Raw genomic sequence first — 25,046 nt, 5'->3', positions numbered from 1 at the left:
GATGCCAACGCCTAAGTTTAGGTTCGCCTAATCGGTCGGTGTGACCAGCGACGGCCGCGACCGGACGCCGAGCGAGCGGGTCGACGCCTGCGTCGTCGGGAGCGGCCCGGCCGGCGCGCTCGTCGCCCGCGAACTCGCTGCGGCCGGCCACGAGGTCGTCGTGCTGGAGGCCGGTCCGTGGTTCGACCGGGAGGACCGCCTGAAGCGGATGGAGCGGGCCATCCGGCCGGCGTTCGACGGCGGCGACGTCTGGGGGATGGGGGGCGAGCGCGACGCCTACAGCTCGACCGGCGACCGCCACTACCCGCTGAACCGGGCCCGGGTGAAGGGTGTCGGCGGGTCGACGCTCCACTGGCAGGGGATGGTGATGCGGCTCCACGAGGACGACTTCCGCCGGGCGACCGTGGACGGCGTGGGCGTCGACTGGCCGCTCTCGTACGACGACCTGCGGCCGTTCTACGCCGACGCGGAGGCGGCGCTCGGTGTGGCCGGCGCCAGTGACAACCCGTTCGCGCCGCCCCGCGAGGAGCCGTTCCCGATGCCCGCCTTCGAGCCCTCCTACTCCGACGCCCTGTTCGCCGAGGCCTGCGAGCGGCTCGGCGTCGCCACCCACACCGTCCCGAACGCCCGCAACTCCGAGCCCCACGACGGCCGGTCGGCGTGTGCCGGCTACGGCACCTGCAAGCCGGTCTGCCCCTCCGGCGCGAAGTACAGCGCCGATCACACCGCCGACGCCGCAGTCGAGGCCGGTGCGCGCCTCATCGACCGGGCGCCGGTCCAGCGGCTCGTCCCGTCGCGGGACGGTTCGACGGTCGAGGCCGCCGTCTACGCCACCCCGGACGGGCGCGAGCACCGACAGGCGGCCCGCCAGTTCGTCGTCGCCGCCGGCGGCGTGGAGACCCCGCGCCTGCTCCTGCTCTCGGCGGACGCCGACCGCGGCCACCCCGACGGCCTCGCCAACGGCTCCGGCTGGGTCGGCCGCGGCTTCATGGACCACCTGTTCGTCGGCGCGGGCGGCCGGCTGGACGAGCCGACCCGGCAGAACCACATCGGCTTCCTCACCAGCGAGAGCCACGCGTTCTACGACGACCCCGGTCGCGCGACCGAGGGGGCAGACGGGGGGATTCCGGGGAGCGACGCGGACCTCGGCCCGTTCAAGCTGGAGTTCCTCAACTACGCCGGGCCCTCGCCGGTCGAGCTCGCGATGGACGCCGAGGAGTTCGGCGACGACCTGCTGGACGGGCTACAGGGCGCCTACGGCACCCACATCGCGATGGGCGGGCTCGTCGGCCAGCTCCCGCGCAAGGAGAACCGCGTCACGCTGGACCCCTCACGGACGGACGACCACGGCAATCCCGTCCCCGACGTCCAGTGGTCGCTCGACGCCCGGACGGAGCGGACGATGGAGCGGGCGCTCGACATCCAGGTACGCATCATGCGCGAACTCGGCGCGACGGTCGAGTCGACGGTGACCCCGGACGGCACCGGCCCGGCATACCACCAGATGGGCGCCACCCGGATGCACGCCGACCCGGCGGCGGGCGTCGTCGACGCCCGCCTGCGGACCCACGAGCTCTCGAACCTCTCGCTGGTCGGGTCGTCGACCTTCCCGACGGGCGGCGCGATGAACCCGACCCTGACCATCGCCGCGCTGGCGCTGAAATGCGCGAGTCACCTGCGGGCGGACCTCTGAGGGGAGGCGCTCCGCCCCGCGACTTCGGCGGTACCCAGCACGTTCCGGCCTTCAGGGGTGGTATTACGGGCCAGTCCCAGTAATTACCGGACGATACGGCCCCTATCTCGGATATCCCTCACTGTCCACCCGCGCGCCGCTCGGCCAGGAACCGACGGATGTCGGCGGCGGTCGGCGCCGACACCTCCTCCATCGGCGTGTGGCCGACCCCGTCGTACCGGACCGCCTCGGCGCCGGGGACGGCATCGCCGAACTGCTCGGCGAACCAGGGGGGAGTCCAGTAGTCGTCCCCGCCCTCGGCGGACGCAGGTTCGAGGGCCTCGACCGGGACCTCACGGTAGGTGTTCCGCGCCAGCGCGGCGCCGGCGACCCCCGCCAGCGCGAGTCCGCCGAGCCGGCCGCGCCGCTCGCTTCGGGCACGGACGGGGGTGCGGCCGAGACGAATAAGTCCGGCGTTCGCCGCGGGCCCGGGAGACACTTATCCGCGCGGCACCAAGCGTTGACGTGCCCGATAGAGCCGGCGGACGAGTCGATAGCGGTGACGGCCCGACCCACTGTATCCCGCCACAGACCGACGAGATGATCGCCGAACTCGAGGCGGGCAACCGGCAGTTGCTCCACTGCCTCGACTGCGGCCGGCAGGTCGTGGCCCGGCGCCACGGTGGGAGCTGCATGCTCTGTGGGTCCGACGCCATCGTCATCGAGACCGTCTGAGCAGGGGAGCCCCCCGCCCCCGACCGACGCCGTTTCTCATCCCAGGTCCCGAGCGACGGCCCCGCGGACGCGCTCGTGCAGCGCCTCGCGGGTCCGATGCGAGCCCTCGCCGTCGATGACGACCTCGACGACGTGGCCACCGGGCGCGTCGACGGCGGCGTCGAACAGGTCGGCGAAGGCGTCCAGCCCGTCGGCCGCCGCGTGGACGCGCCCGAAGCCGTAGCCGTACATCGCGGCCAGATGCGAGAGGTCCAGCCCCAGCGGCGTCCGGAAGAACTCCGTGAACGCCTGGTGGGCCTCGATGGGGAGGACGTGGAAGATGCCGCCGCCGTCGTTGTTGATCACGACGACGGTGGCGTCGAGGTCGTTGCGCGGGAGCGCGAGGAGTCCGTTCGAATCGTGGTAGAAGGCGAGGTCGCCCGTCACGAGCACCAACGGGTCGTCGTCGGCCGCGCCCGCGCCGAGCGCCGACGACGTGATGCCGTCGATGCCCGAGGCGCCGCGGTTGCCGAGCACCCGGAGGTCGGCCGCCCGCGGCTCCCCGAAGCGGTCCAGGTCACGGACCGGCATCGAGTTCGAGACGAACAGCGTCGCCGGCGCGGGCGTCCGCCGTGCGACCGTCGCGAGCACCTGCCCCTCGTAGGGGGGCTCGTCCGCGGCCGGCGCCTCGGCGACGGCCTCCCAGTGGCGTCGCTCGGCGGCGGCGAACCGCTCGCGCCAGCCCGGCGCCGCCCGCGACGCCACGCGCCCCGAGACCGCGGCCGCCAGCCGCGTCGGGTTCGCCACCACGGCGTCCGAGGCGACGAACGAGGCCTCCCGCCAGCCCCCGGCCGGGTCGACCACGAGTTGGCGCGTCCCCGCCGCTCGGGTCGCGTCCCGGAGGTACTCCCGGAGCGTCTTCGAGGTCGGGGACGCGCCGAACCGGAGGACGAGATCCGGGAGCGGTGGGTCGTCCACGTCCGCGTCACCCGGCGCGAACGCCGGCGCGTCGAGGAACGAGTCGTAGCCGCCACAGACGAGAACCCCGTCCGCGTCGACGTGGTCGCCGAAGCGGAGCCCGGAGAGCGGGTCCGACAGCACCGGGAACCCCGAGGCGCGGGCCAGCCCCAGCAGGGCATCGCGGTCGGGCGTCGGTGCATCGGCCGGGCCGGCGACGATGAGCCCCCGTTCGGCGGCCTCGACGGCCTCGACGACGCGCGCCCGGTCGGCCGCTGCGGGCTCCGGCCGGCCCGGCGTGGTCGCCACGTAGGGCCGGTCCTCCCGCCCGGTGGCCGCGAGCGCATGCGACGGGTCGGCCCAGTCCGCCGGCACGTCGCCCGCGACGGGCGTCGGCTCCAGGGGTTTCTCGAACGGGACGTTCAGATGCACCGGCCCCGGTGGCCCGGCCTCGCGGGTCGCCGTCGCCACCGCCCGCGAAACCGCCGTCCGGAGGGCCCGCACCGTGCGGTCCTCGGCCGCCGGCTCCGGGAGCGTGCGGTAGGCACGCACGGCGTCGCCGAACAGCTTCTCCTGGTCGACGGTCTGGTTGGCGCCCGAGTCCTGCAGGGTCCGCGGGCGGTCGGACGTCAACAGGAGCATCGGCACCCGGGCGTTGGCCGCCTCCACCACCGCGGGGTGGTAGTTGGCGACCGCGGTGCCGGAGGTGCAGACCAGCGGCGTCGGCTGCCCGGTGGCCTTCGCCCGCCCCAGCGCGAAGAAGGCCGCCGACCGCTCGTCGATGTGGGTCCACGTCTCCACTGCGGGATGCTCGGCGAACGCGTTCGTCAGCGGGGTACAGCGGCTCCCCGGCGTGAGGCAGACGTCACGGACGCCGCTCCGGACGAGCTCCTGCACGACGACGCGGCCCCACAGCGTGTTCCGGTTGGGGGCGTCCGTGGTGGGGGGCTCGTCGCTCACGGTCGTCGCCCCCGGTGGCGGTCGCGCATGGCCTGGTCCATGGGTCGCCGTAGGAGTGGTCGCCGCTAAGAACCTCCGGACGAGCGTCGGCGCCCCCCGTGGGAGCGGGCGAGCGCCGGCCGCTCACTCCAGCTCGTCGAGGATGGGCCGGTATTTGAGCTGGACCTCGTCCCACTCGCGGTCCGGGTCCGAGTCCGTGACGAGGCCGACGCCGGCGAACAGGGACACCCGGTCACCGTCCGGGCTGGCGACGGCCGAGCGGATGGCGACCGCGAACGAGCCGTAGCCCGCGGCGTCGAACCAGCCGACCGGCGCGGCGTACCAGCCGCGGTCGAACGGCTCCGTGTCGCGGATGGTCCGCAGCGCGCGCCCCGGGGGGAGCCCGCCGACCGCCGGGGTGGGGTGGAGCGCCTCCACGAGATCGAGCACGTGACGGTCGGCGCCCAGCTCGGCCGTGATGGGCGTCTCGATGTGCTGGACCGTCGCCAGCCGCCGGATCCCCCGCTCGCCGGTCGCGACGGACGCGGCGTACGGGGCCAGCTGGTCCCGGATGGCGTCGGCGACGATCTCGTGTTCGTGGACGTTCTTCCCGTCGTGGAGCAGCTCGCGGGCGAGCCACTCGTCCTCCGCGGGGGTCTCCCCCCGGCCCGTCGTGCCGGCGAGCGCCCCCGTCTCCACCGTGCGTCCGGTCAGGTCGACCAGCCGCTCCGGCGTCGCGCCGAAGAAACTCGGGCGCCCGCCGACCGTCGCGTCACCGTCGGGCGTCGAGTCGCCGCCATCCGGGCTGATAGGTTCCAGCAGGAAGCGGTAGCAGTCCGGGTACCGCTCGGCCAGTCGCGTCAGCGTGGCGGGGATGTCGAGCGGCCGCTCCAGGTCGGCCTCCAGCGCCTGCGCCAGCACCACCTTCCGGAGGTCACCGGCCTCGATGCGGGTGAGCGCGGCGTTGACAGAGTCGTGCCACGCGTCGCGGTCGGTGGTCCGCCGGCGGTCGGCGACCCCCGGCGGCGCCGCGACCGGGTCGGGCTCTGACAGTGACTCCAGAGCCGTGCGCGCGTCGCGCAGTCGCGCCTCCACGGCCTCGGGCGCGGCGTCTGGGCCCGCAGCGGTCACGGTGAGCCACGCCTCGCCACCGGCATCCGGATCGCCCGTGGTCGGGTCCGTCCCGGTGTAGGTGACCTGCACCCGGGGCAGCAGGAAGCCCGCCGCCGGGTAGCCCGTCCAGGGCGCCGTCCCGTCGTGCTCGTCGTGGTAGGCGAAGCCGCCGAACAGGCGCGGCCGCGCCGCGAGCGTCCCGGCGTGGACGTCACCGCTCGCGAACAGGTCGGCGGCGGCGTCGCGGATGGCGGTGAACCGGTCCGCCCCGGCCGCCGTGAGCGTCGCCGCCGCGCCGCCGCCCACGACCGTCGCCTCGCCCGGCGCGGCCCACACCACGCGCGGGCTATCGGCCGCCGCGACGACCGCCCGGAACGGCGGCGCCTCCACGCGGACCGAGCGGCTGACGAGTCCGGACCCGCCCTCGCCGTCACCCGTCCGGCCGGCGCGAACCGACGACTCGCCGCGCGGTGGTTCCATCGGCATCCGGTAGGGGTTCCAGTGGTTTGAGGTTAGCCCTCTCGGACGATGCGGGGACCGTAACCCGGTGGGGCCGGGGGCCTCTGCGCGGGTGGGAGTTCTCGGCCGGATTCGCATACGAGTCTCCGCGGAACCGGGTTCCCCCGACAGATCGGTGGTATATCCGGGACTCCGGCTGGAGGATCCGAGCTCGGGGCGTAACCGGGTTACTCCACCAGCGACAGCATCGAGCAGGAGATGGCGGTCGAGCCGTCCTGCTTCACCACCTCCACCTCGTAGTTGATGGTCCCCGTCGCCTGCGGGTTGTCGGACTCGCGCTTCTCGACGACCTCGGCCTCGACGTGGATGGTGTCGCCGGCGAAGACCGGGCCGCGAAAGCGGAGGTCGTCGACGCCGTAGAAGGCCACAACGGCGTCGCGTTCGGCGGGGGTCCGGTTCTGCCAGAGCAGCCCCGTCGCGGCCGAGAAGACCAGCATCCCGTGGGCGATGCGCTCGCCGAACATCGAGTCCTCCATCGCCTCGGCGTCCATATGCAGGTGGTTGAAATCCCCGCTGACGCCGGCGAAGTTGGCGATGTCGGCCTCCGTGATGGTCCGGCCGCCGGTGACGTCCGTCTCGCCCTCGACCGTGTTCTCGTAGATGCTGTACCCCTCGCCATCGTCGGAATCACTCATGGGTGTCCTCCTCGGCTGTGGTTCGGTTCGCGCCGCCGTCCCTGAACAGTCGATACGTCGTGCCGCCCGTCGCGACGACCTCGCGCTCGCCACCGTCGGACTCGCCCTGCTCGTCCGACGAGGATCGGCCCGCTTCGCTCGCCTCACCCTCGTGCAGCGTGGTGACCTCGCACTCCGTGACGCCCATACTCGCCCCCGCGCGGACGACCGTGGCCTCGACGCGCAGGTCGTCGCGTGCGGGGCGGACGTAGCGCACGTTGAGGTCGGTCGTCGTCAGCGCCGCGGCCCCGGGGTCGTCGAACGTCGACCGGAGGGCGAAGCCGCTGGCCGTGTCGATGACCGTCGCGGTGACGCCGCCGTGGACGGTCCCCGACGAGAGGTTCGCGAACTTCCCGTCGAACGGCAGGTCGAACACCGCCCGTCCGGGCTCCACGGCCACGATGTCGAGGTCGAGCCACGCGAACAGCCCGTGGTCCCGGAGTTCCCGCTCCAGCGCCTCCGAGCCCGGCAGGTCGCCCGCGTCGCCGTCGTCGGCCGCGCCGGAGCCGCCGGCGAGGTCCCGCGAGCGGGTCGCCGACGCCGCGTCGCCGTCACCGTCGGCGCCGCTGCCCTCCCTGTCGGTCACGCTACTTCCCCTCGAACTCCGGCTCGCGGTCGCCCATGAACGCCATGGCGCCCTCCTCCATGTCGTCGGTGGTGAGGAGCAGGCCGAACGCCTGTGACTCCATCTCCAGGCCGGCAGCCATGTTCTCGTCGGCGCCCCGGTTCATGACCTGCTTGGCCTTCCGGAGCGCGATGGGCGGGCCGTTGACCAGGTCGTCGACGAACTCCTGGCAGATCTCCTCGAACTCCTCGCTATCGACGGCGCAGTTGATGAGGCCCCACTTGTGAGCGCGCTCGGCGGAGATCCGGTTGCCGCGGAAGACGAGCTCCTTGGCGCGCGCCTCGGGCAGCATCCGGATGGCGCGCTGGGTGCCGCCGCCGCCCGGGATGAGACCGAGGTTGATCTCCGGGAAGCCGAACTCCGAGTCCTCCGTGGCGACGCGGAGGTCACACGCCATCGCGAGTTCGTGCCCGCCGCCCAGACAGAACCCGTCGATCTTCGCCAGCGTCGGCCGCGGGAAGTCGTTGACCGTCTCGAAGAACTCCGTCACCTCGACCTCGTGGGGCGCGACGCCGGAGAAGCCCGTGATGTCCGCGCCCGCGGAGAACGCGCGGTCGCCGTTACCCTCGAACGTCACCGCGCGGACCTCGTCGACGTCCACGCTGTCCAGCAGGTGGACGGTCTCCTCCATCAGGTCGTCGTTGAGCGCGTTCATCCGCGAGGGCCGGTCGAGCTCGATCTCGAGCAGGCCGTTGTCGTGGAGCTCGTGGTCGATGGTGGTGTAGTCCCGCGTGCCGTCCTCGCCGCCGTAGTCGTAGAAGCCGCTCCCGGCGTCCTCGCCGGTCTCGCCGGCTTCGACCTTCTCGACGAGCCACGGGTCCGGCTCGTACCGCTCGGCGCTGTACTCCTCGTGGAGGTCCCGGAGCTTCTCGACGATGGTGTCGAGACCGATCTTGTCCGCGCGCCGACACGGTCCCTCCGGGAAGCCCGTCCCCAGCCGCATCCCGGTGTCGATGGCGTCCGGCGTGGCCACGTCCTCGCGGATGAGGTAGGCCGCCCGGTTGACGATGCGGGCCTCGATACGGAGCGTGTCGACGCCCTCACCGTCGCCCGGCTCGTAGGTGGTGCCGTCGCCGTCCTCGTAGTCGTAGTACCCCTTGCCGGTCTTCCGGCCGAGGTGCTCGTTCTCGACCTTCTCCTCGACGATGGGCGCCACCTCGCGGCCGGCCTCCTTGGCCACGTCGTAGCCGATGTCGATGCCGGTCATGTCCGACAGCTCGAACGGCCCCATCGGGTAGCCCCGCTGGTGGACCATCGCGGCGTCGATCGCTTCGACGGTGGCGACACCCTCACTGGCCATCCACGCGGCCTCGTCGCCGAACGGCCCGAGGACGGTGTTGACGACGAACCCGCGGACGTCCTTCCGGACGTAGATCGGCGTCTTGTCGATGTCCTCGACGAACTCGTAGGCGAGTTCGGCCGTCTCGTCGCTGGTCCCCTCGCCGTAGATGACCTCGACGAGATCCATCTTCACCGGCGGGTTGAAGTAGTGGGTCCCGACGACCTGCTCTGGCCGGTCGGTCGCCTCGGCGATCTGCGTGATGGGCAGCGAGGAGGTGTTCGACGCGAACACCGTGTGGTCGGGCGCGAACTCCTCTAGGTCGGCGTAGATGTCCCGCTTCAGGTCGAGCTTCTCCGGCGCCGCCTCGATGACGAGGTCGGTGTCGGCAACGGCGCTCTCGAGGTCCACGGCCGTCGAGATGCGCCCGAGCACCGCCTCGGGGTCCTGGTCGATGCGCCCCTTCTCGGAGAGCTTCTCCAGGGACCACTCGATGTCCTGATAGCCGTCCTCGACGATCTCCTCCTCGATGTCCCGCATCGTCACGTCGTAACCGCCCAGCGCGACGACCTCCGTGATGCCGTGGCCCATGCTCCCCGCACCGAGCACGGTGACATGGTCGACGTCCTCGAGTTCTAAGCTCATGCGCGGATTGGTGGCAGGCGAGCGGGCTTAATACCACCGGCACGCATTACAGGTGTTAGATGTTTCTGCTCGCCTTCTGACCAGCGTAAATGCCCCGCGTGGCCGGTCGGCGCGAGCCACCCCACGGGGACGGCGGTGCCCGGAAGGACTTTGGGCGGACCGGTCCCAGCGGCGGACATGACGACCCGCGCGGTCCCCGAGATGCGTGAGTGGGACGGGCGCCCATACGACGGCGGGTTCGACGGGCTACACGACCTCGCCGGCCGGGAGTTCACGGGCGCCGTCGAGGCCGCCGACCACGCGCTGTTCATGCTCCGCGGGCGCGTTGTCGGCGTCTTCGCGCTCGACGACCGGACCGAGAGCGGGCTGACGCCCGCCGACATCGACGCCTTCGAGGGCGCGTCGGGGACGGCCTACGAGGCGCCCCACGCCGCGCTCCCGCTGCTGTTCGCGATGCAGGGGGTCGGCGGCGAGGAGCGTGGCCGCTACTACTCCGAGGATACGCCCCTCTCAGAGGTCCACGACCGGCTCTCCGGTGGGTTCACCGGCTACGTCGAGCTGTCGGAGAACGTCCTCTCCGGGGACTACTTCTCCGTCTACCACGGCGGCCGCGCCAAGCACGTCGCCTACGTCGGTCAGTCCCGGCGTCTCCTGGAGGACGAGGCGGCGTTCGAGCGCGCCTGTGACGAGGTGGGTATCTACACGGTCACCGCCGTCGACCTGGACACCGTCGACATCCCCGGCGAGCCGAGCGGGGACGCGGCCGCCGATGTCGGCGCCGGTGCCGCGGGCGGTGTCGCCGGCGGAACTGTGGGCGGCACCACTACGGGCGACGGCGAGGAGGCCCCACGCGACGGGTCGACGCACGAGGAGGTGACGAGTGACGGGAGTTCCGCCGCGGATGACGCGACCGACGGGTCCGACATCGGGACCGCGGTCCCGGAGATCGACCTCGGCGGCGGCGACGACATCACCTCGGCCGGGTCGGCGACGGACGGGGCCGAGCCGTCGGGCGGCGAGGGGGATGTGAGCGAGCCGGACCCGGCGGAGGCGGAGGGTGTCGCTTCGACCGCCGAGACCGTTACCGACGTCGGGGAGCCCGGCGACGGGACGGCCGACCCCGGGGGCGACCGGGCCGCCGACCCCGAGCCGGCGGCCGACGACTCGGACGTGACCGCGGCGATACGGAACGTCGAGAGCGGGGCGGCCGAGTCGGGGGCGCAGCCGGACACCGAGGCGGAGGCACCGGACCCGACTGCCGCCGAGGCCGAGCGGCTCCGCGGGGAACTGGCGGCGCGGGACCGGGAGGTCGAACAGCTGGAGGCCGAGGTGGCCGAGCTGGAGTCGGAAGCGACCGGGCTGAAGCGGGCGCTGCAGGACGCCCGCGACGAGCGCGACGACCTCGCGGCCCGGGTCGAGGACCTGGAGGCACGGCTCCGGGACCTCGGCTCGGGCGACGCCGCCCCCGAGCAGTCGCTCTCGCGCGCGGAGGCGCTCTCGGGCACCAGCCTCTTCGTCCGCTACGGGTCGAAGAGCGAGCCGACGCTGGAGGCGCTCGACCAGGGGGCCAGCCGCGAGGCCATCGCCGGCAACCTCCGGCTGGAGCGGCACACGGAGTTCGACGCGGACGCCATCGCTGTCGAGGGGCGCTCGTTCGACGCCTTCCTGCGTGATAGCCAGGAGTACGGGTTCGTCCGCTGGCTGATGACGGACCTGCCACTGGAAATCCGGGAGACGGGGAGCCAGCGGAAGCTGAGCGGGCTCTATGCCGCGCTGCCCGATATCGACCGCATCTCGTTCGGTGAGACGGTCGCGTTCGGCGGCGACGAGCGGACGTTCGACCTCGTCGCACGCGACCGCATGGGCGACCCGCTGGTGGTCACGACGCTGGACGAGGCCCGGGAGCCGGCCGACGACGAGCGGATGGCGAGCCTCGTACGCGACGCGACGGCGGTGGCACAGGCCCAGCCGTCACTGGCGGGGGCGATGGCCGTGACGGCAGCCTACTTCGAACCAGCGGCCCTCTCGACCGCGGAGGAGGCGACCGGCGGGAGTCTGCTGAGTCGGGACAAACGCGAGAGCTTCGTGAAGCTGTCCCGCGACCGGGGCTACCATCTCTGCCTCGTCGAGGACCGGGAGGAGTCGTTCTATCTCTCGGTACCGGGACTCTGAGCCATCCGATTCATCGGCCGTTGCAGGTCCTCAGCCCTCGATCTCCGGGATGTCCTCGATCTTCATCCCGTCGAGCTTCTCGACGATCTCGTCGATCTTGTCGTCGAGATCGTCGACGAAGTCGGCGGTGTCCTCGGTGGTGATGGCGCCCTGGCTGGAGGGCTCGATGAGGTTCTCCTCCTCGAGCACGCGGAGCGAGTAGCGCACCTTGTGGTGTGGGTAGCCGGTCTCGTTCGACATCTTCACGATGCCGATGGGCTCGTTCTCGATGACCATCCGTAGAACCTGGAGATGGCGTTCGAGCATGTCGACTTCTTTCTCGAGTCGATCTATCATGGCATGTGTTAACTCGTGAGTCCATGGTTTAAAAGTTGCCCTCGAACAGCGCCCGTCGCACTGTGCTACCGCCGCTGATAGGTCGATACCGCACGTTACCGGTTAACCCTTTGGACCTGTCCGGGGCGTGCCGTGCGCGGCGGCCCGCGAATCGCAACCGGTTTGTTCGCGCCCACCGCACCACTCGCCGGATGACTGTCACTATCGTCGGCTCGCAGTTCGGCGACGAGGGGAAGGGCGGCATCGTCGACGTGTTCGGCGAGGCGGCGGACGTGGTCGTACGGTACCAGGGCGGCGACAACGCCGGCCACACCGTCGTCCACGAAGGGACCGAGTACAAGCTCTCGCTGGTCCCGTCGGGCGCGGTCCGCGGGAAGGTCGGCGTCCTCGGGAACGGCTGCGTGGTCAACCCCGCGACGCTGTTCGACGAGCTGGACACGCTCGCCGAGCGCGGCCTCGACCCCGACGTGCGCGTCGCCGAGCGCGCGCACGTCATCCTCCCCTACCACCGGGTCCTCGACGGGCTGGAGGAGGACGTCAAGAGCGATGACGACATCGCCGTCGGGACGACCGGCCGCGGTATCGGGCCGACATACGAGGACAAGGCCGGCCGGCGCGGCGTCCGGGTCGGCGACCTGCTCGCGCCCGAGGTGCTCCGGGAGCGCCTGGAGTACGCCGTCCCACAGAAGCGCGCGCTGGTCGAGGAGGTGTACGGCCTCGACCCGGACGCGCTCGACGCGGCGGACTTCGGCATCGACCTGTCGCCCGCCGAGGCGTTCGACACCGACGCGGTGTACGAGCGATACCGCACCTTCGGCGAGCGGCTCGCCGACGAGGACATGACCGTCAACTGCGGCGCCTTCCTGGACCGCCGGCGTGGGGCCGGCGACCAGGTGATGATGGAGGGCGCCCAGGGGACCGGCATCGACATCGACCACGGGAGCTACCCCTACGTCACCTCCTCGAACCCGACTGCCGGCGGCGCGGCCGTCGGAACGGGCCTCGGCCCGACCGTCGTGGGTCGCGGCGAGGTCGTCGGCATCGTGAAGGCGTACATCTCGCGTGTCGGGACCGGGCCGCTGCCGACCGAACTGGGCAACGTGGAGGGCCAGACCGCGCCCGAGGGCGGCGACACCTCCGAGCGGGGGCAGGAGCTGGCGACCGACATCCGTGACGCCGGCGGGGAGTACGGCACCGTCACCGGGCGACCGCGACGGGTCGGCTGGCTGGACATGCCGATGCTCCGCCACGCCGCCATCGCGAGCGGCTTCACCGGCCTCGCTATCAACCACGTCGACACGCTCGCCGGGCTGGACACGGTGCGTGTCGGCCACGCGTACAAGATAGACGGTGAGGAGCTGCTGACCGTGCCGGGCACCACGGAGCGGTGGGCCGACTGCGAGCCGGTCTACCGCGAGTTCGATGGCTGGCCCGACATCGACTGGAGCGCGGCCGCGGACTCCGGCTACGACGCCATCCCGGAGCACGCACAGGAGTATCTCGGCTACATCGCGGCCGAACTCGACGCCGACATCTACGCCGTCGGGGTCGGCCCCGGCCGCGAGGACACCGTCGTCGTCCAGGACCCGTTCGACCACGCCTGAGGTGACCGCCGCCCGCATCCCCCGGGGCCCGTCCGCGGCTGCGCCGATATCGAATCCGACCGCGCCACGAGTCGTCGATGCGTATACCTCCGGAAGCCCGTGATACCACGTCCGACAGTGACGACGACGGGACGACCGAGCATAGGGGGCCGCCGTGCGAGGCGGCTACCGCGACCCGGTCGGACCTGTGCACCCACCTGGAGGCGACACACCGGAAGAGCGACATCGTGACCGAACCGCTCGACCGGGGCGGCGGGGCCGACTCCACCGCCTCGGCCTCCACACCGACGGCCGCGTCCCCCTCGGGCTGAGAACCGTTCACGACCGCGGCGGGTCGAGTGACGGCCACCGACGGCACGTTCGACCGTAGAGAGTGGGGCGAGTCCTGTCAGCCCTGAACGCCAGCTCTCGACTCTCGGTCGCCATCTATACCGACCAGGACGCGTTTTTCCGATAGTATCACCCGGATCGGCCGGTGCCGGTGGCTCGGCATCCGGCGACGAGGAGCACGCGCAACCAGAAGGATTCTAAGGATGCCACCAACAGTCCGTAGCGATGGGTGCCGCCCCTGACGACGACGCCTCGACCCCTGGCGACGGCGACCCCTCCCCGCCGGGCGACGACCCCCCGGACGCGGCGGACGCTCATGCCGATGACGAACCGTCGAACGGCGCGACGGGGCCGCCGGCCCCGGATGGCTCGGCGGATACGACCGACCCCTCCGACGGTCGGCCCCCGAGAGGACCCGTGCTGGCCGACTACCTCGGTACCGGGCCGGAACGGACCCTTCGGCTGGTGGTCGGCGTGACGGTCCTCGCGCTGGTCGCGCGCCTCCTGCTGCTGGGCGACCGCGTCCAGCATTTCGACGAGGGCCGGGTCGCCTGGTGGACCCTGGAGTTCATGCGCACCGGCTCGTTCCGCTACCGCTACATCATCCACGGGCCGTTCATCCAGCATCTCAACACCTGGCTGTTCAGCCTGCTGGGGACGACGGACTTCGCGACCCGGCTCGTCCCCGCGGTGGTCGGGGGGCTCCTCCCGGCGACGGCGCTGCTGTTCCGGGAGCACCTCCGTCGGACGGAGCTCGTGGCGCTCGCGCTGTTCCTGAGCTTCGACCCACTACTGCTGTACTACTCGCGGTTCTCCCGCTCGACGATCCTCGTCGCGGGGTTCTCCTTCGTCGCCTTCGGGTTCCTCGTCCGGGCGTACGACGCGTACACGGCCCCGGGACGGGCCCCAGAGGCGTCCGGCGCCGTGGCGACGGACGGCGGTGCAGCGGCCGGCGCGGCGACACCCGACGTGACGAGCACGCGGCTGACGGACCTGTTCGACCTCCGGACGACCCGCCGACCCGCGGTGTACGTCCACGTGGCAGTGTTCTTCGTCGCGCTCGCGTTCGCCGCCAAGGAGAACGCCGTCGTCTACGTCCTCTGCTGGCTGGGTGCCGGCGCGCTGGTGACCGACCGGCTGCTGTCGGCACCCGGCTCCAACGGGTTCGCCCGGCTGGAGGCGATGCTGGAGCGGCTGGTCCTGAACGCGGGCTACTACCTCGGCCACGCGCTCCTCGCGCTGGGTGTCCTGGGCGCCGTGACGCTGTTCTTCTACGCGCCGCGGGGCGCGGCCGCCCCGGACGGCGTTGGTCTCTACGCCGCGCTGGGTGACCCCACGAAGCTCCCGGCGCTCGTCGACTCGACGTCGGCCAGCATCCGGACCGGGCTGGAGTACTGGTTCGGCGGCTCGACCGACCCCGGCTGCAACAAGGAGGACCTCGTCGGCGGCTACCTCTGCTATCTGGGTCGGTTCGCCGAGTCGCTGGCGCTGTACGCCGCGCCGCTTACGATACTGTCGGTCGTCGGCTTCGTCGCCGAGCGGTACGCGAGCGGCCGGGCCCGCGGGCTGGTGATGTTCGCGGGCTTCTGGGGCTTTGCCTCCGTGGTCGGCTACCCACTCGGGACCGACATCTACGGCTCCTGGATCACGGTCAACGCGCTGGTCCCGCTGGCGATTCCGGCGGCAGTCGGCCTGGCGCTGCTGTTCCGCTGGGGAGTCCAGGCCTACCGCGAGGACGACGGGCTCAGCGTCGTGCTGGTGCTGACGCTCCTCACCCTGACGGCCGGCTTCGCCGGCGTCCAGGGGGTCGACGGTGTCTACACCGAGCCCGAGGAGGGATCGGACGCGCTGGTCCAGTACGCCCAGCCCGCCGGCGACTGGCGGCCCGTCATCGAGGAGATGAACACCATCGCCCCCGCCAACGAGGGCGACGACGTGCTGTTCCACGGCTCCTACTACGTCGACGGCGACAGCTCGGCCGTCCGGACCCCGGCCTGCGTGAAGTGGTTCAAAGCGCTCTCCCTGCCGTGGTACACGGAGAAGGCGGACATGCAGGTCGCCTGCACGAACTCGACGGCCGACCTGGACGCCCGGGAGTCGGTCCCCCCGGTCGTCATCGCCCGGGCATCCCATCAGGACGAACTCGACGAGCGGCTCGGCGGGAGCCACGAGAAGCGCGTGACGTCCATCCGCCGGGACGCCATCCCCACGGTGGTCTACATCGACCGCACCGCGCCGCGGGCCGACCTCGCTCCGGTCGGTGCCACCGGGGCCGCCGTCGACTCGGGCGTCACCCCCCGGGACCGTCGTCACACCGGCCGGGCACGGCTCCGCGCGCTCGATACTGCCCCGGCGGCCGGCGGCTGACCCGCTCCTGCTGTTGGGCCTGCACGGCCCGCGCCCGCGCTGAAGCGAAAGCGGTAGGTCTGGTGCCCGTGCATCCTCGCGTATGCAGGACTCGGACGGATTCGACGGGACGCTCGCGGCGCCGGGGCCGACGCTCGGCGTCGTCGGCGGCGGGCAGCTGGGCAGGATGCTCGGCGAGGCCGCGGGGCCGCTCGGCGTCGAACTGGTCGTCTCGGACCCGACGCCGGACTGCCCGGCCCGCTCGGTCGTCCGCGACCAGGTGGTCGGCGACTTCGACGACTACGGGACGCTCCGCGAACTCGGGGAGCGGGCCGACGTCCTCACCTTCGAGATCGAGTTGGCCGACCCCGACACGCTGGACCGGGTCAGCGAGGAGACCGGCACCCCGGTCCATCCGGCGCCGGAGACCCTGCGCACCATCCAGGACAAACTCGTCCAGAAGGAGGCCCTCGCGGGGCGGGGCATCCCGGTCCCGGCGTATCGGCGCGTCGACACCGCCGACGACCTGCTGGCGGCCGGCGACGAGCTCGGCTGGCCGCTCATGTTGAAGGCCCGCCAGGGGGGGTACGACGGCCGCGGGAACCTCCCCGTCGCGGGGCCCGATGAGGCCGAGGCGGCGCTCGACGCGGTGGCGGGCCCGGCGATGGCCGAGGAACTGCTGGACTTCGAGCGCGAACTGGCCGTGATGGGCCTGCGCGGCGCCGGGGAACGCGACAGCTTCCCCGTCACGGAGACCATCCACCGCGAGGAGATCCTCCGGGAGAGCGTCTCGCCCGCGCGTGCCAGCGAGGGGGTCCGCGCCCGGGCCCGGGAGGTCGCCGACGAGGTGCTGGACGCGATGGACGGCCGCGGCGCCTTCGGCATCGAGCTGTTCCAGGTCGATCCGGACCACCACGGCGGGGAGGCCATCCTCGTCAACGAGATCGCCCCGCGCCCGCACAACTCCGGCCACTGGACCATCGAGGGCTGTCTCACCTCGCAGTTCGAGAACCACGTCCGGGCGGTGCTGGGCTGGCCGCTCGGCGCGACGGACCGACGCGCGCCGACCGTGACCGCCAACCTGCTCGGCGATGTCGACGAGACCCGTCCCGCCGAACTCCGCGGCGTCGATGCGGTGCTGGAGGCGGACGGCGCGGCGCTGCACTGGTACTGCAAGCGCGAGGCCCGACCGCTCCGGAAGCTCGGCCACGTCACGCTCCCGGGCGACCCCGGGGACCGGGTTGATGACCTGTTGACGCGGGTCAGGGAGCTACGCGACGCCACGACGTTCCGGCCAGGGGGCTCCGCGGAGTAGCCGTATATCCGTCGGATACGGCCCACATCTCCGTTGATCGCGTTTCTGCTCCGCTAAATCCCGAACATGTTCGATGGACGGGCCGGGGTTCGGGAATGGAACGCCGCCGGAGCGGCCGTCGTCAGTCCAGCACGACCAGCACGTCGCCCTGGTCGACGGACTGCCCCTCCTCGACGGGGACCTGCTTGACCGCGCCGCCGAACTCGGCGACGATGTCGTTCTCCATCTTCATCGCCTCCAGCACGACGACCACGTCGCCGGATTCGACCTCGTCGTCCTCGCCGACGTTGACCTCGAGGACGGTTCCCTGCATCTCCGCGTTGATCGTCTCGCCCTCGGCGGTGACCTGCTGACCGCCGCCGGAACCGCCACCGCCACCGCCGCCACCGCCACCGCCGCCACCCGACGGGCGACCGCCGCCGCCACCGCGCCCGGCGGCACCGGCCGCGGCGAGCGCGTCGGCGCTCTCCTCCAGGTTGACCTGGAACCGCTTGCCGTTGACCTCGACCGTGAACTCCCGCTCGACGGTCTCCTCGTCGCCGTCGCCGCTCGTGGCGTCACCGGTGCCGTACGTCTCCTGGGCCTCCGCGAACCGGGAGCGGTCGATCCCCTCGTCGAGGTACTTCGTCGTGTGCTCCCCGTTCAGGAACGTCTCGTCCTCCAGCATCAGCCGGTGGAACGGGATGATGGTGGGGATGCCCTCAATGCGGTACTCCGCGAGCGCGCGCTTGGAGCGGGCGATGCACTCCTCGCGGTCCGACCCGTGGACGATGAGCTTCGCGATCATCGAGTCGTAGTCGGTCACGAGGTCGTCACCCTGCCGGGAGGCGTCGTCCAGGCGGACGCCGATGCCGCCGGGCGTGTCGTAGGTCTCCAGCTCCCCGCCCGTCGCGGGCGCGAAGTCGTCGGCCGCGTTCTCCGCGTTGATGCGGTACTCGATGGCGTGGCCCTCCAGCTCCACGTCGTCCTGGTCGAAGGTGATCGGCTCGTCGGCCGCGACCCGGAGCTGCCACTTCACGATGTCGACGTCGGTCAGCTCCTCGGAGACGCAGTGCTCGACCTGGATGCGGGTGTTGACCTCCAGGAAGTAGAACTCCGTGTCCGCGCCGAGCAGTTCGTCGGGCCCGTCGCGGTCGGGAGCCTCCTCCACGAGGAACTCGAAGGTGCCGGCGTTGTAGTAGCCGGCCTCGTCGGCGCCGCGGCGGGCGGCCTCGGTGATCTCCGCGCGCAGTTCGTCGGTCAGCGCCGGCGAGGGCCCCTCCTCGATGACCTTCTGGTAGCGGCGCTGCAGCGAACAGTCCCGCTCGCCGATGTGGCGGACGTTACCGTGGTGGTCCGCGAGTATCTGCACCTCGATGTGGCGGGAGCTCTCCAGATACCGCTCCATGTAGACGTTGTCGTTGTCGAAGTAGGCCTCGCCCTCGCGCTGGGCCGTCTCGAGCTTCTCCTCGGCCTCGTCGGGGCCGCGGACGACCTTCATCCCGCGGCCGCCGCCGCCGCCCTCGGCCTTGATGGCGATGGGGTAGCCGTACTCCTCCCCGAACTCCTCGACCTCGCTCGGGTCCTCGACGGGGTCGGTCGTCCCCGGGACGATGGGGACGTCGGCCTCCCGCATCGTCTTCCGGGCCTGGGTCTTCTCGCCGAGCTGGCGCATCGAGTCGGCCGACGGGCCGACCCAGGTGACACCCGCCGTGTTCTCGACGCGCTCGGCGAACGACGCGTTCTCCGCGAGGAAGCCGTATCCCGGGTGGATGGCGTCGGCGTCGGCCTTCTTCGCGGCCTCGACGATGGCCTCCTGGTCGAGGTACGACTCCGCGGCCCGCGCGGGGCCGACGTTGTACGCCTCGTCGGCGAACCGGACGTGGCCGGCGTGCTTGTCCGCCTCGCTGTAGACGGCGACGGTCCCGACTCCGAGGTCCTCACAGGCCCGCATCACGCGAACCGCGATCTCGCCCCGGTTGGCGACGAGAACCTTGTCGAACATTAGTAGCGGACCCTGCCGGTGCCTCTCCCGTTAGTGTATCGGTTTCGGCACGCTACAACGCGTTGTACGTTTCTCAACGGTCGTTGCGTTTCCGGAGCGGGACCGGAGCCGCCGGAGGGGCGCCGACCGCGTTCAGAGCGGGATGTTGCCGTGTTTGCGGTCCGGCGTGTCCACGCGCTTGCGCGACAGCATCTCCAGGTCCTGGATGAGCCGGGGGCGGGTCTCGGGCGGCTCGATGACGTCGTCGACGAAGCCGCGCTCGGCGGCCTTGTACGGGTTGGCGAACGTCTCGCGGTAGTCGTCGATGAGCTCCTGGCGCCGGGCCTCCGCGTCCTCGGCCTCGGCGAGCTCCTTCCGGTAGAGCACGTTCACCGCGCCCTGGGGCCCCATGACGGCGATCTCGGCGGTCGGCCAGGCGTAGTTGACGTCCGCGCCGATATGCTTCGAGGCCATCACGTCGTAGGCGCCGCCGTAGGCCTTCCGCGTGATGACCGTCAGCAGCGGGACCGTCGCCTCGCTAAAGGCGTACAGCAGTTTGGCGCCGTGCTTGATGATGCCGCCGTGCTCCTGGTCCTTGCCGGGCATGAACCCGGGCACGTCGACGAAGGTGCAGATGGGGATGTTGAACGCGTCGCAGAAGCGGACGAAGCGCGCCCCCTTCAGCGAGGCGTCGATGTCGAGCGTCCCGGCGTTGACCCGGGGCTGGTTCGCGACGATGCCGACCGAGCGCCCGTCGAGGCGGGCGAAGCCCGTGAGGACGTTCCGGGCGTACCGGTCGGCCACCTCGAAGAAGGAGTCCTCGTCGACGACCCTGTCGATGACGTCGTGCATGTCGTACGGCTTCTGGGGGGCCGAGGGGACGACGTCGTTCAGTGCCTCGTCCGCGCGGTCGGGGTCGTCCCACGGCCCCACGCGGGGCGGGTCCTCCATGTTGTTCTGCGGGAGATAGGAGAGGAGGTAGCGGAGGTCATCGAGCGCGGCCTCCTCGTCCGCGCGGGTGAAGTGGGCCACGCCGGACTCCGAGGAGTGGACGCCTGCCCCCCCGAGCTCGTCGAAGGTGACCTCCTCACCGGTCACCGTCTCGATGACGTCGGGACCGGTGATGAACATGTGGCTGGTGTCCTCGACCATCAGGACGAAGTCCGTGATGGCGGGCGAGTAGACCGCGCCGCCAGCGCAGGGCCCCATGATGGCCGATATCTGCGGGATGACGCCGCTGGCCTGCTGGTTGCGGTGGAAGATGTCGGCGTAGCCGGCCAGCGAGTCGATCCCCTCCTGGATGCGGGCGCCGGCGGAGTCGTTCAGCCCGATGACCGGGACGCCGGTGTCCATCGCCGTGTCCATCACCTTGCAGACCTTCTGGGCGAACACCTCGCCCAGCGAGCCGCCGAAGACGGTGAAGTCGTGGGCGAAGACGGCGACCTGCCGGCCCTCGACCGTGCCGAAACCGACGACGACCCCGTCGCCGGGGTATTTCTCGTCGGCCATGTCGAAGTTGGTCGAGCGGTGCTCGCGCAGCGTGTCGACCTCCCGGAAGGAGCCGTCGTCGAGGAAGTAGTCGACCCGCTCGCGGGCCGTCATCTTCCCCTTCTCGTGTTGCTTCTCGATGCGCTCCTCGCCGCCGCCGAGTTCGGCCGCCCGCTTGCGGTCGCGCAGGTCCTCCAGGTCCTCCTCGTCTACCACGATGACCACCCAACGAGCGCCGGTGCGCGAATCATGGCCGGCCGGACGAACGGCCGGGGCAAATGCGTTCCGGGACACCACCAGACCCGTCGTAGACCGGGCCGGCGGGGGGAACCGGGTAACCAACCACGAGCCGGTCGCCGTCCCGCCCACCCGGATCGGGTCCGTCGCGGGGAGTGCGATGCGCACCGATGCATCACTGGCCACGGCCGTTCCTCCCGCGGCCCCCGAGTATACGCTTCCCCATCACCGATATGGGGGACGCGCTGGACCGCATCAGGCGGGCCACGGGCGACGGGGCCGCGCTGGACGCGGCCGACCCCCGTGTGACGGGTGGGCCGCCGACGCGGAGGTGGTAGTCGGGTTCGGGCGGTCGGCGCCGGAACCCTCTTCTCACCACGCTCCGACAACCTGAGGGTATGGACGACGAGGGCGGGAACAGGAGGAACGGTGCCGACCCCGAGACCTACCGGCTTGGCCCCGACGGAACGCCCGTCGACGCCGGGACGGACGGACCCGAGAGGTCGGAGCCCGAGACGGCCGTCGAGTACCGGGAGGCCGGCCGGCGCGCGCTCGCCGGCGACGAGTACGGGACGGCACGCGAGCGTTTCGACCGCGCCCTCGAACTGGCGACGGCGGCCGGCGACGACGAGCTGGCCGCCGGCGCGCTCCTCGACCGCGGGAACGCCCGTCTGGAACGCGTCGGCGGCGACGCCGGGGATCCACGTCCCGCGCCGGATGCCGGGACGACCCGTGCCGCCATCGAGGACGCCATCGCGGACTACACCGCGGCCATCGAGCGCGCCCCCTCCGGTCGGGCCTACTTCAATCGGGGGCTGGCGCGTGCCCGCCTGGGCGACCGCGAGGCCTCCACCACGGACCTGGAACGCGCCGCCGAGCGCGGCGAGGGGCAGCCGTTCCTCGTCCGCGGGAACGCGTACGCGGAGGCGGGGGCAGACGAGGCCGCCCGCGACGACTTCACCCGTGCCATCGAGCGGACCGACGCCGCTCGGGCCTACTCCAACCGCGGGAACGCCAACCGCCGGCTCGGCGACGTGGCGGCCGCCCGCGAGGACTACGCCGCCGCGCTGGACCGCGCCACGGAGCTCCCCGACGGCGGGCGTCGGGTGCTGGTCGAACTCGCCGGGGTCGACGACCGGGCCGCGACCCACCGCGTCCGTGCGGCGTTCCTCGCGGTGACCGGCCGCGACCTCTGGCGGGGCGTCAGCCTCGCCGATGCCGCCCTCCCCGACGCCGACAGTGGGACTCCGACGTGGAGCGACGCCGCCGCGCTCGTGGTCGCGGGCGAGGCGCTGCGCGAGGCTGCTGGCTACGGACGGGACGCGGCGGTCGAGGCCGACGTGTCGGCCCTGCGGTCGGGACTGGCGGCGGCCGATCTCCCGATGCCGACGGCCGCGCTCGTCCGCGCCACGGCGGGCGACGACACCGAGGCCGACCCGTTCGAGACCATCGGGGCGCTGGAGACGCCCGACGACCTCGCGGGCGCCGTCGCCGACCGCGACGACAGGGCACTGCGGGCCGCCGCGGTCGCGGAGTTCGGGCGGCAGCTCCGGCTCTACCGGTGAGCGGGCGGTCAGGTGGTGGCCCTGTTCGGTGGCAACTAGTTCGATATCGGCATAAACACGTACGTATCGCGTCAAACGGCCGTCCTCGAACTGAACTCGCCCCGTTGCCTGCGAACTACGTCAGTTCACGGTACGCGTAGTAGAACCGCTGGAGCGCGGTGAGATGGCCGATGACGGTGAAGAAGGCCAGCAGACCGCCGACCAGCCCCAGCCGTCCCAGCGGGCCCGCGGCGACGGTCGTGGGGAGGAACGCGGCGGCCGCGGCGCCGACCCCGATGACGGCGAGCCGGTCCGCGCGGCCGACGAGGCCGCCGTAGACGCGGTCGAGCCCGACCGCCTGGGCCTGCGTCCCGAGGTAGGAGGTCATCAGGACGCCGGTGACGGCGCCGAGGCCGAGCGCGTACTGGCCGGTCCCCGCCGCGAGGCCCACCAGCAGCAGGACGTCGGCGTACCGGTCGAGGACGTGGTCCAGCAGGTCGCCCGCGTCCGAGTCCGTGCCGAGTTCGCGGGCCAGTTCCCCGTCGAGCAGGTCGAGCATCCCGTTACCGAGGACGAGCACGGCGCCGACCAGGTACAGGAGTCGGGTCGTGGCCGCGAGCGCGAACGCGAGCCCGGCCGCGCCCGCCAGCACGACGGCGGCGACGCTCACGCCGTTCGGGGTGAGCCCCAACCGGACCGACAGCGACACGAACGGGTCGACGACGCGCTTGGCGGTCGAGCGGTACTGGTCGAGGGTCACCCGCCGTCACCCCCGCCATCGGCGTCGGGACCCGACTCCATCGGCGCGAACCCCGGTGCGCCCTCGCCGACGAGGTAGTCACTGAACTCCACGACGCCGACCGCCGGGTCCCGCTCGCCGGCCACGACGGCGGCGATGGCGTCGGCCACGGCCGTCGGGTCACGGTCCGTCGTGTCCACCTCGTGGACAGCGTCGGCGCCGTGCCGGTCGACGGCCGCCGAGAGGATGACGTCGAGCGCCTCGCTCTCGGCGTTCTCGCGGGCCTTGCGAGCGAGGGCGGGCGGCGGTTCCGCCGACGCGGCGTTCTCGGTGGCCGAGGCCTCGGACTCGCCGCGGTCGACCAGCCGCTCGCGGACCGTCACCGGGTGCGCCCGGAGCACGACGACGCGGTCCGTCGGCAGCAGGTGGGCGAGGTGTGACTCGACCAGCAGGTCGGCGTCGTCGTCGTACGCGGTCGCGAGATGCGCACGGACCGCATCGAGGTCGACCACGAGACTGTCCCGTTCCGCGTCGGTCGACTCGACCAGATCGTACTCGCGGACGAGGTCGTTCAGGTGGACGACCTGGTGGTCGAACCCCTCGCGCTCGGCCAGCAGCGCCGTCGCCGTGGTCTTCCCGGTGCCGGGCGTCCCGGTGACGGCGACTCGCATCAGCCACCACCCTCGTCGGTGTCGCCGGCCCCGCCGCCCCCCGCCGGGCCGGGCGTGCCGGTCCCGGCGTACGGGTCCCGCATCGCGAGCACCTCGTTGAGCACCTCCACCGCGCGGGTGGTCTCGCGTCTCGTGCCGCAGGTGATGCGGATGCACTCGGGCAGGCCGAAGCTCGTCGCATCGCGGACGATGACGCCGCGCTCCTTCGCGGCCTCGAACACCGCCTCGGCGTCGCCGACCGCCGCGAGGACGTAGTTGCCCTGGCTGGGCCAGGTCCGGGCGGTCAGGGTCTCGTCGATGAACTCCCGAGCCCAGGCCGCGGACTCGACCGTCCGCTCGACGTGCTCGTGGTCCTCCAGCGCCGCCAGCCCGGCCCGCAGGGCCAGTTCGTTGACCGCGAACGGCGTGTTGATGCGGGCGTAGGCGTCGGCCCAGGCCGCAGGGGTGAGCAGATAGCCCAGCCGAACCCCCGCCAGCCCGTGTGACTTCGAGAACGTCCGGAGGACCGCCACGTCCTCGCGCTCGCGCACGAGGTCGGCCTTCGACGGGGCCTCGGAGTAGACCCCGTACGCCTCGTCGACGAGGACGACCGTGTCGTCGTCGACGCCGTCGGCCACCTCGAGGATGGCGTCGCGGTCGATCTCCCGGCCGGTCGGGGAATGCGGGCTGATGAGGTAGACGACCCGCTCCCCGTCGTAGGCGTCGAGGACGTGCTCGGGCCGCTGTTCGAAGTCCTCGGACCTGTAGAGCGGGTAGGTCTCGACGCGACCGTGGTGGTAGCGCGCCGACATCGCGTAGTAGGCGAACCCGGGGTCGGGGACGAGGATGGCGTCGTCCGGGTCGAGCATCGCCCGCGCGAGGTAGTCCAGCGCGCCGTCGCCGCCGTTGCCCAGCCACACCTGCTCCGGCGAGAGGTCCCAGCGCTCGGCCAGCGCCTCCTGCAGGTCGGCGTGGGCGGCCTTGGGGTAGTGGTGGACGCCGTCGGCGTGTTCGCGCATCGCCTCGACCGCCTTCGGCGAGGGGCCGTGCGGGTTCTCGTTCGACGAGAGCTTGACGAGGTCCGCCGGGTCCATCCCCACCTCGCGGGCGACCTCCTCGATGCCACGGCCGGCCTCGTACGGTGTGAGCGCCGACAGGTCCCGCGGTTGCATGGTCCAAGCGAGC

At 72.0% G+C, this 25,046-nt stretch carries 20 protein-coding genes; 8 read left to right on the top strand and 12 right to left on the bottom strand.

Going from position 1 to position 25,046, the window contains the following annotated elements; translation table 11 throughout:
* Positions 1 to 40 precede the first annotated feature (40 nt).
* Positions 41 to 1,693 (top strand): GMC family oxidoreductase, encoded by a 1,653-nt coding sequence (locus DP107_RS12585; RefSeq protein WP_144262504.1) that lies wholly within the window; start codon positions 41 to 43, stop codon positions 1,691 to 1,693.
* A 118-nt stretch (positions 1,694 to 1,811) separates the two neighbouring features.
* Here the strand turns inward: DP107_RS12585 and DP107_RS12580 are convergent, their stop codons facing one another.
* Entirely contained in the window at positions 1,812 to 2,171 is a 360-nt protein-coding gene (locus DP107_RS12580) for an alpha/beta fold hydrolase (protein WP_144262503.1), read from the bottom strand.
* A gap of 26 nt (positions 2,172 to 2,197) precedes the next feature.
* Here DP107_RS12580 and DP107_RS12575 point away from each other — a divergent pair, with 26 nt between their 5' ends.
* Positions 2,198 to 2,407 carry a hypothetical protein gene (locus tag DP107_RS12575; RefSeq protein WP_144262502.1) on the top strand — a complete coding sequence of 70 codons (210 nt, stop codon included), beginning with the start codon at positions 2,198 to 2,200 and terminating at the stop codon, positions 2,405 to 2,407.
* A gap of 36 nt (positions 2,408 to 2,443) precedes the next feature.
* On the opposite strand, the gene menD is transcribed toward DP107_RS12575, so the two are convergent.
* The 5 genes from menD to DP107_RS12550 form a co-directional block, all read right to left on the bottom strand.
* Positions 2,444 to 4,303 (bottom strand): 2-succinyl-5-enolpyruvyl-6-hydroxy-3-cyclohexene-1-carboxylic-acid synthase, encoded by a 1,860-nt coding sequence (gene menD, locus DP107_RS12570; RefSeq protein ID WP_144262501.1) that lies wholly within the window; start codon positions 4,301 to 4,303, stop codon positions 2,444 to 2,446.
* 123 nt (positions 4,304 to 4,426) lie between these two features.
* Positions 4,427 to 5,875, bottom strand: coding sequence for an isochorismate synthase (locus tag DP107_RS12565; RefSeq protein WP_144262500.1), 1,449 nt, complete (start codon positions 5,873 to 5,875; stop codon positions 4,427 to 4,429).
* Positions 5,876 to 6,081: 206 nt separating this feature from the next.
* Positions 6,082 to 6,549, bottom strand: a complete 468-nt coding sequence (locus tag DP107_RS12560) for a MaoC/PaaZ C-terminal domain-containing protein (protein ID WP_144262499.1) — start codon at positions 6,547 to 6,549, stop codon at positions 6,082 to 6,084.
* On the bottom strand, positions 6,542 to 7,174 hold the full coding sequence (locus DP107_RS12555) for a PaaI family thioesterase (protein ID WP_238330877.1): 633 nt from the start codon (positions 7,172 to 7,174) through the stop codon (positions 6,542 to 6,544). Before DP107_RS12555 ends, DP107_RS12560 begins: the two co-directional genes overlap by 8 nt.
* Position 7,175: 1 nt before the next feature.
* Complete coding sequence (locus DP107_RS12550; protein ID WP_144262498.1) at positions 7,176 to 9,137, bottom strand: 3-hydroxyacyl-CoA dehydrogenase/enoyl-CoA hydratase family protein; 1,962 nt, start codon at positions 9,135 to 9,137, stop codon at positions 7,176 to 7,178.
* A 177-nt stretch (positions 9,138 to 9,314) separates the two neighbouring features.
* Between DP107_RS12550 and DP107_RS12545 the strand changes: the two genes are divergently transcribed.
* A complete protein-coding gene (locus tag DP107_RS12545; protein WP_144262497.1) occupies positions 9,315 to 11,309 on the top strand; it encodes a DUF7527 domain-containing protein in 1,995 nt (664 codons plus the stop codon).
* Between the two features lie 30 nt (positions 11,310 to 11,339).
* Here the strand turns inward: DP107_RS12545 and DP107_RS12540 are convergent, their stop codons facing one another.
* Positions 11,340 to 11,645 (bottom strand): hypothetical protein, encoded by a 306-nt coding sequence (locus DP107_RS12540; protein WP_144262496.1) that lies wholly within the window; start codon positions 11,643 to 11,645, stop codon positions 11,340 to 11,342.
* Positions 11,646 to 11,836: 191 nt separating this feature from the next.
* Here DP107_RS12540 and DP107_RS12535 point away from each other — a divergent pair, with 191 nt between their 5' ends.
* The 4 genes from DP107_RS12535 (at position 11,837) to DP107_RS12520 (ending at position 17,240) form a co-directional block, all read left to right on the top strand.
* Entirely contained in the window at positions 11,837 to 13,249 is a 1,413-nt protein-coding gene (locus DP107_RS12535) for an adenylosuccinate synthase (RefSeq protein ID WP_144262495.1), read from the top strand.
* Between the two features lie 77 nt (positions 13,250 to 13,326).
* On the top strand, positions 13,327 to 13,560 hold the full coding sequence (locus DP107_RS12530) for a hypothetical protein (protein WP_144262494.1): 234 nt from the start codon (positions 13,327 to 13,329) through the stop codon (positions 13,558 to 13,560).
* A gap of 244 nt (positions 13,561 to 13,804) precedes the next feature.
* Positions 13,805 to 15,946 carry a flippase activity-associated protein Agl23 gene (locus DP107_RS12525; RefSeq protein ID WP_144262493.1) on the top strand — a complete coding sequence of 714 codons (2,142 nt, stop codon included), beginning with the start codon at positions 13,805 to 13,807 and terminating at the stop codon, positions 15,944 to 15,946.
* 82 nt (positions 15,947 to 16,028) lie between these two features.
* Positions 16,029 to 17,240, top strand: a complete 1,212-nt coding sequence (locus DP107_RS12520; protein ID WP_144262492.1) for a 5-(carboxyamino)imidazole ribonucleotide synthase — start codon at positions 16,029 to 16,031, stop codon at positions 17,238 to 17,240.
* Positions 17,241 to 17,361: 121 nt separating this feature from the next.
* On the opposite strand, the gene DP107_RS12515 is transcribed toward DP107_RS12520, so the two are convergent.
* Entirely contained in the window at positions 17,362 to 19,224 is a 1,863-nt protein-coding gene (locus DP107_RS12515) for an acetyl-CoA carboxylase biotin carboxylase subunit (protein WP_144262491.1), read from the bottom strand.
* A 132-nt stretch (positions 19,225 to 19,356) separates the two neighbouring features.
* Entirely contained in the window at positions 19,357 to 20,907 is a 1,551-nt protein-coding gene (locus DP107_RS12510; RefSeq protein ID WP_144262490.1) for an acyl-CoA carboxylase subunit beta, read from the bottom strand.
* 419 nt (positions 20,908 to 21,326) lie between these two features.
* Between DP107_RS12510 and DP107_RS12505 the strand changes: the two genes are divergently transcribed.
* The gene (locus DP107_RS12505; protein ID WP_144262489.1) at positions 21,327 to 22,493 is read left to right on the top strand and encodes a hypothetical protein; all 1,167 of its coding nucleotides are present in this window, start codon (positions 21,327 to 21,329) and stop codon (positions 22,491 to 22,493) included.
* Between the two features lie 115 nt (positions 22,494 to 22,608).
* Here the strand turns inward: DP107_RS12505 and DP107_RS12500 are convergent, their stop codons facing one another.
* From DP107_RS12500 to hisC, 3 genes are read right to left on the bottom strand one after another with little or no spacing between them, the layout of a single operon-like run.
* The gene (locus DP107_RS12500) at positions 22,609 to 23,232 is read right to left on the bottom strand and encodes a CDP-alcohol phosphatidyltransferase family protein (protein WP_144262488.1); all 624 of its coding nucleotides are present in this window, start codon (positions 23,230 to 23,232) and stop codon (positions 22,609 to 22,611) included.
* Positions 23,229 to 23,882, bottom strand: coding sequence for an adenylate kinase family protein (locus DP107_RS12495; RefSeq protein ID WP_144262487.1), 654 nt, complete (start codon positions 23,880 to 23,882; stop codon positions 23,229 to 23,231). The genes DP107_RS12500 and DP107_RS12495 overlap by 4 nt, the downstream gene beginning before the upstream one ends.
* Positions 23,882 to 25,033, bottom strand: coding sequence for a histidinol-phosphate transaminase (hisC, locus tag DP107_RS12490; protein ID WP_144262486.1), 1,152 nt, complete (start codon positions 25,031 to 25,033; stop codon positions 23,882 to 23,884). The genes DP107_RS12495 and hisC overlap by 1 nt, the downstream gene beginning before the upstream one ends.
* Between the last annotated feature and the right edge of the window lie 13 nt (positions 25,034 to 25,046).

The organism is Haloglomus irregulare, from assembly GCF_007421925.1.
GTDB lineage: Archaea > Halobacteriota > Halobacteria > Halobacteriales > Haloarculaceae > Haloglomus > Haloglomus irregulare.
This window is presented reverse-complemented; position numbering and strand designations above follow the sequence as displayed.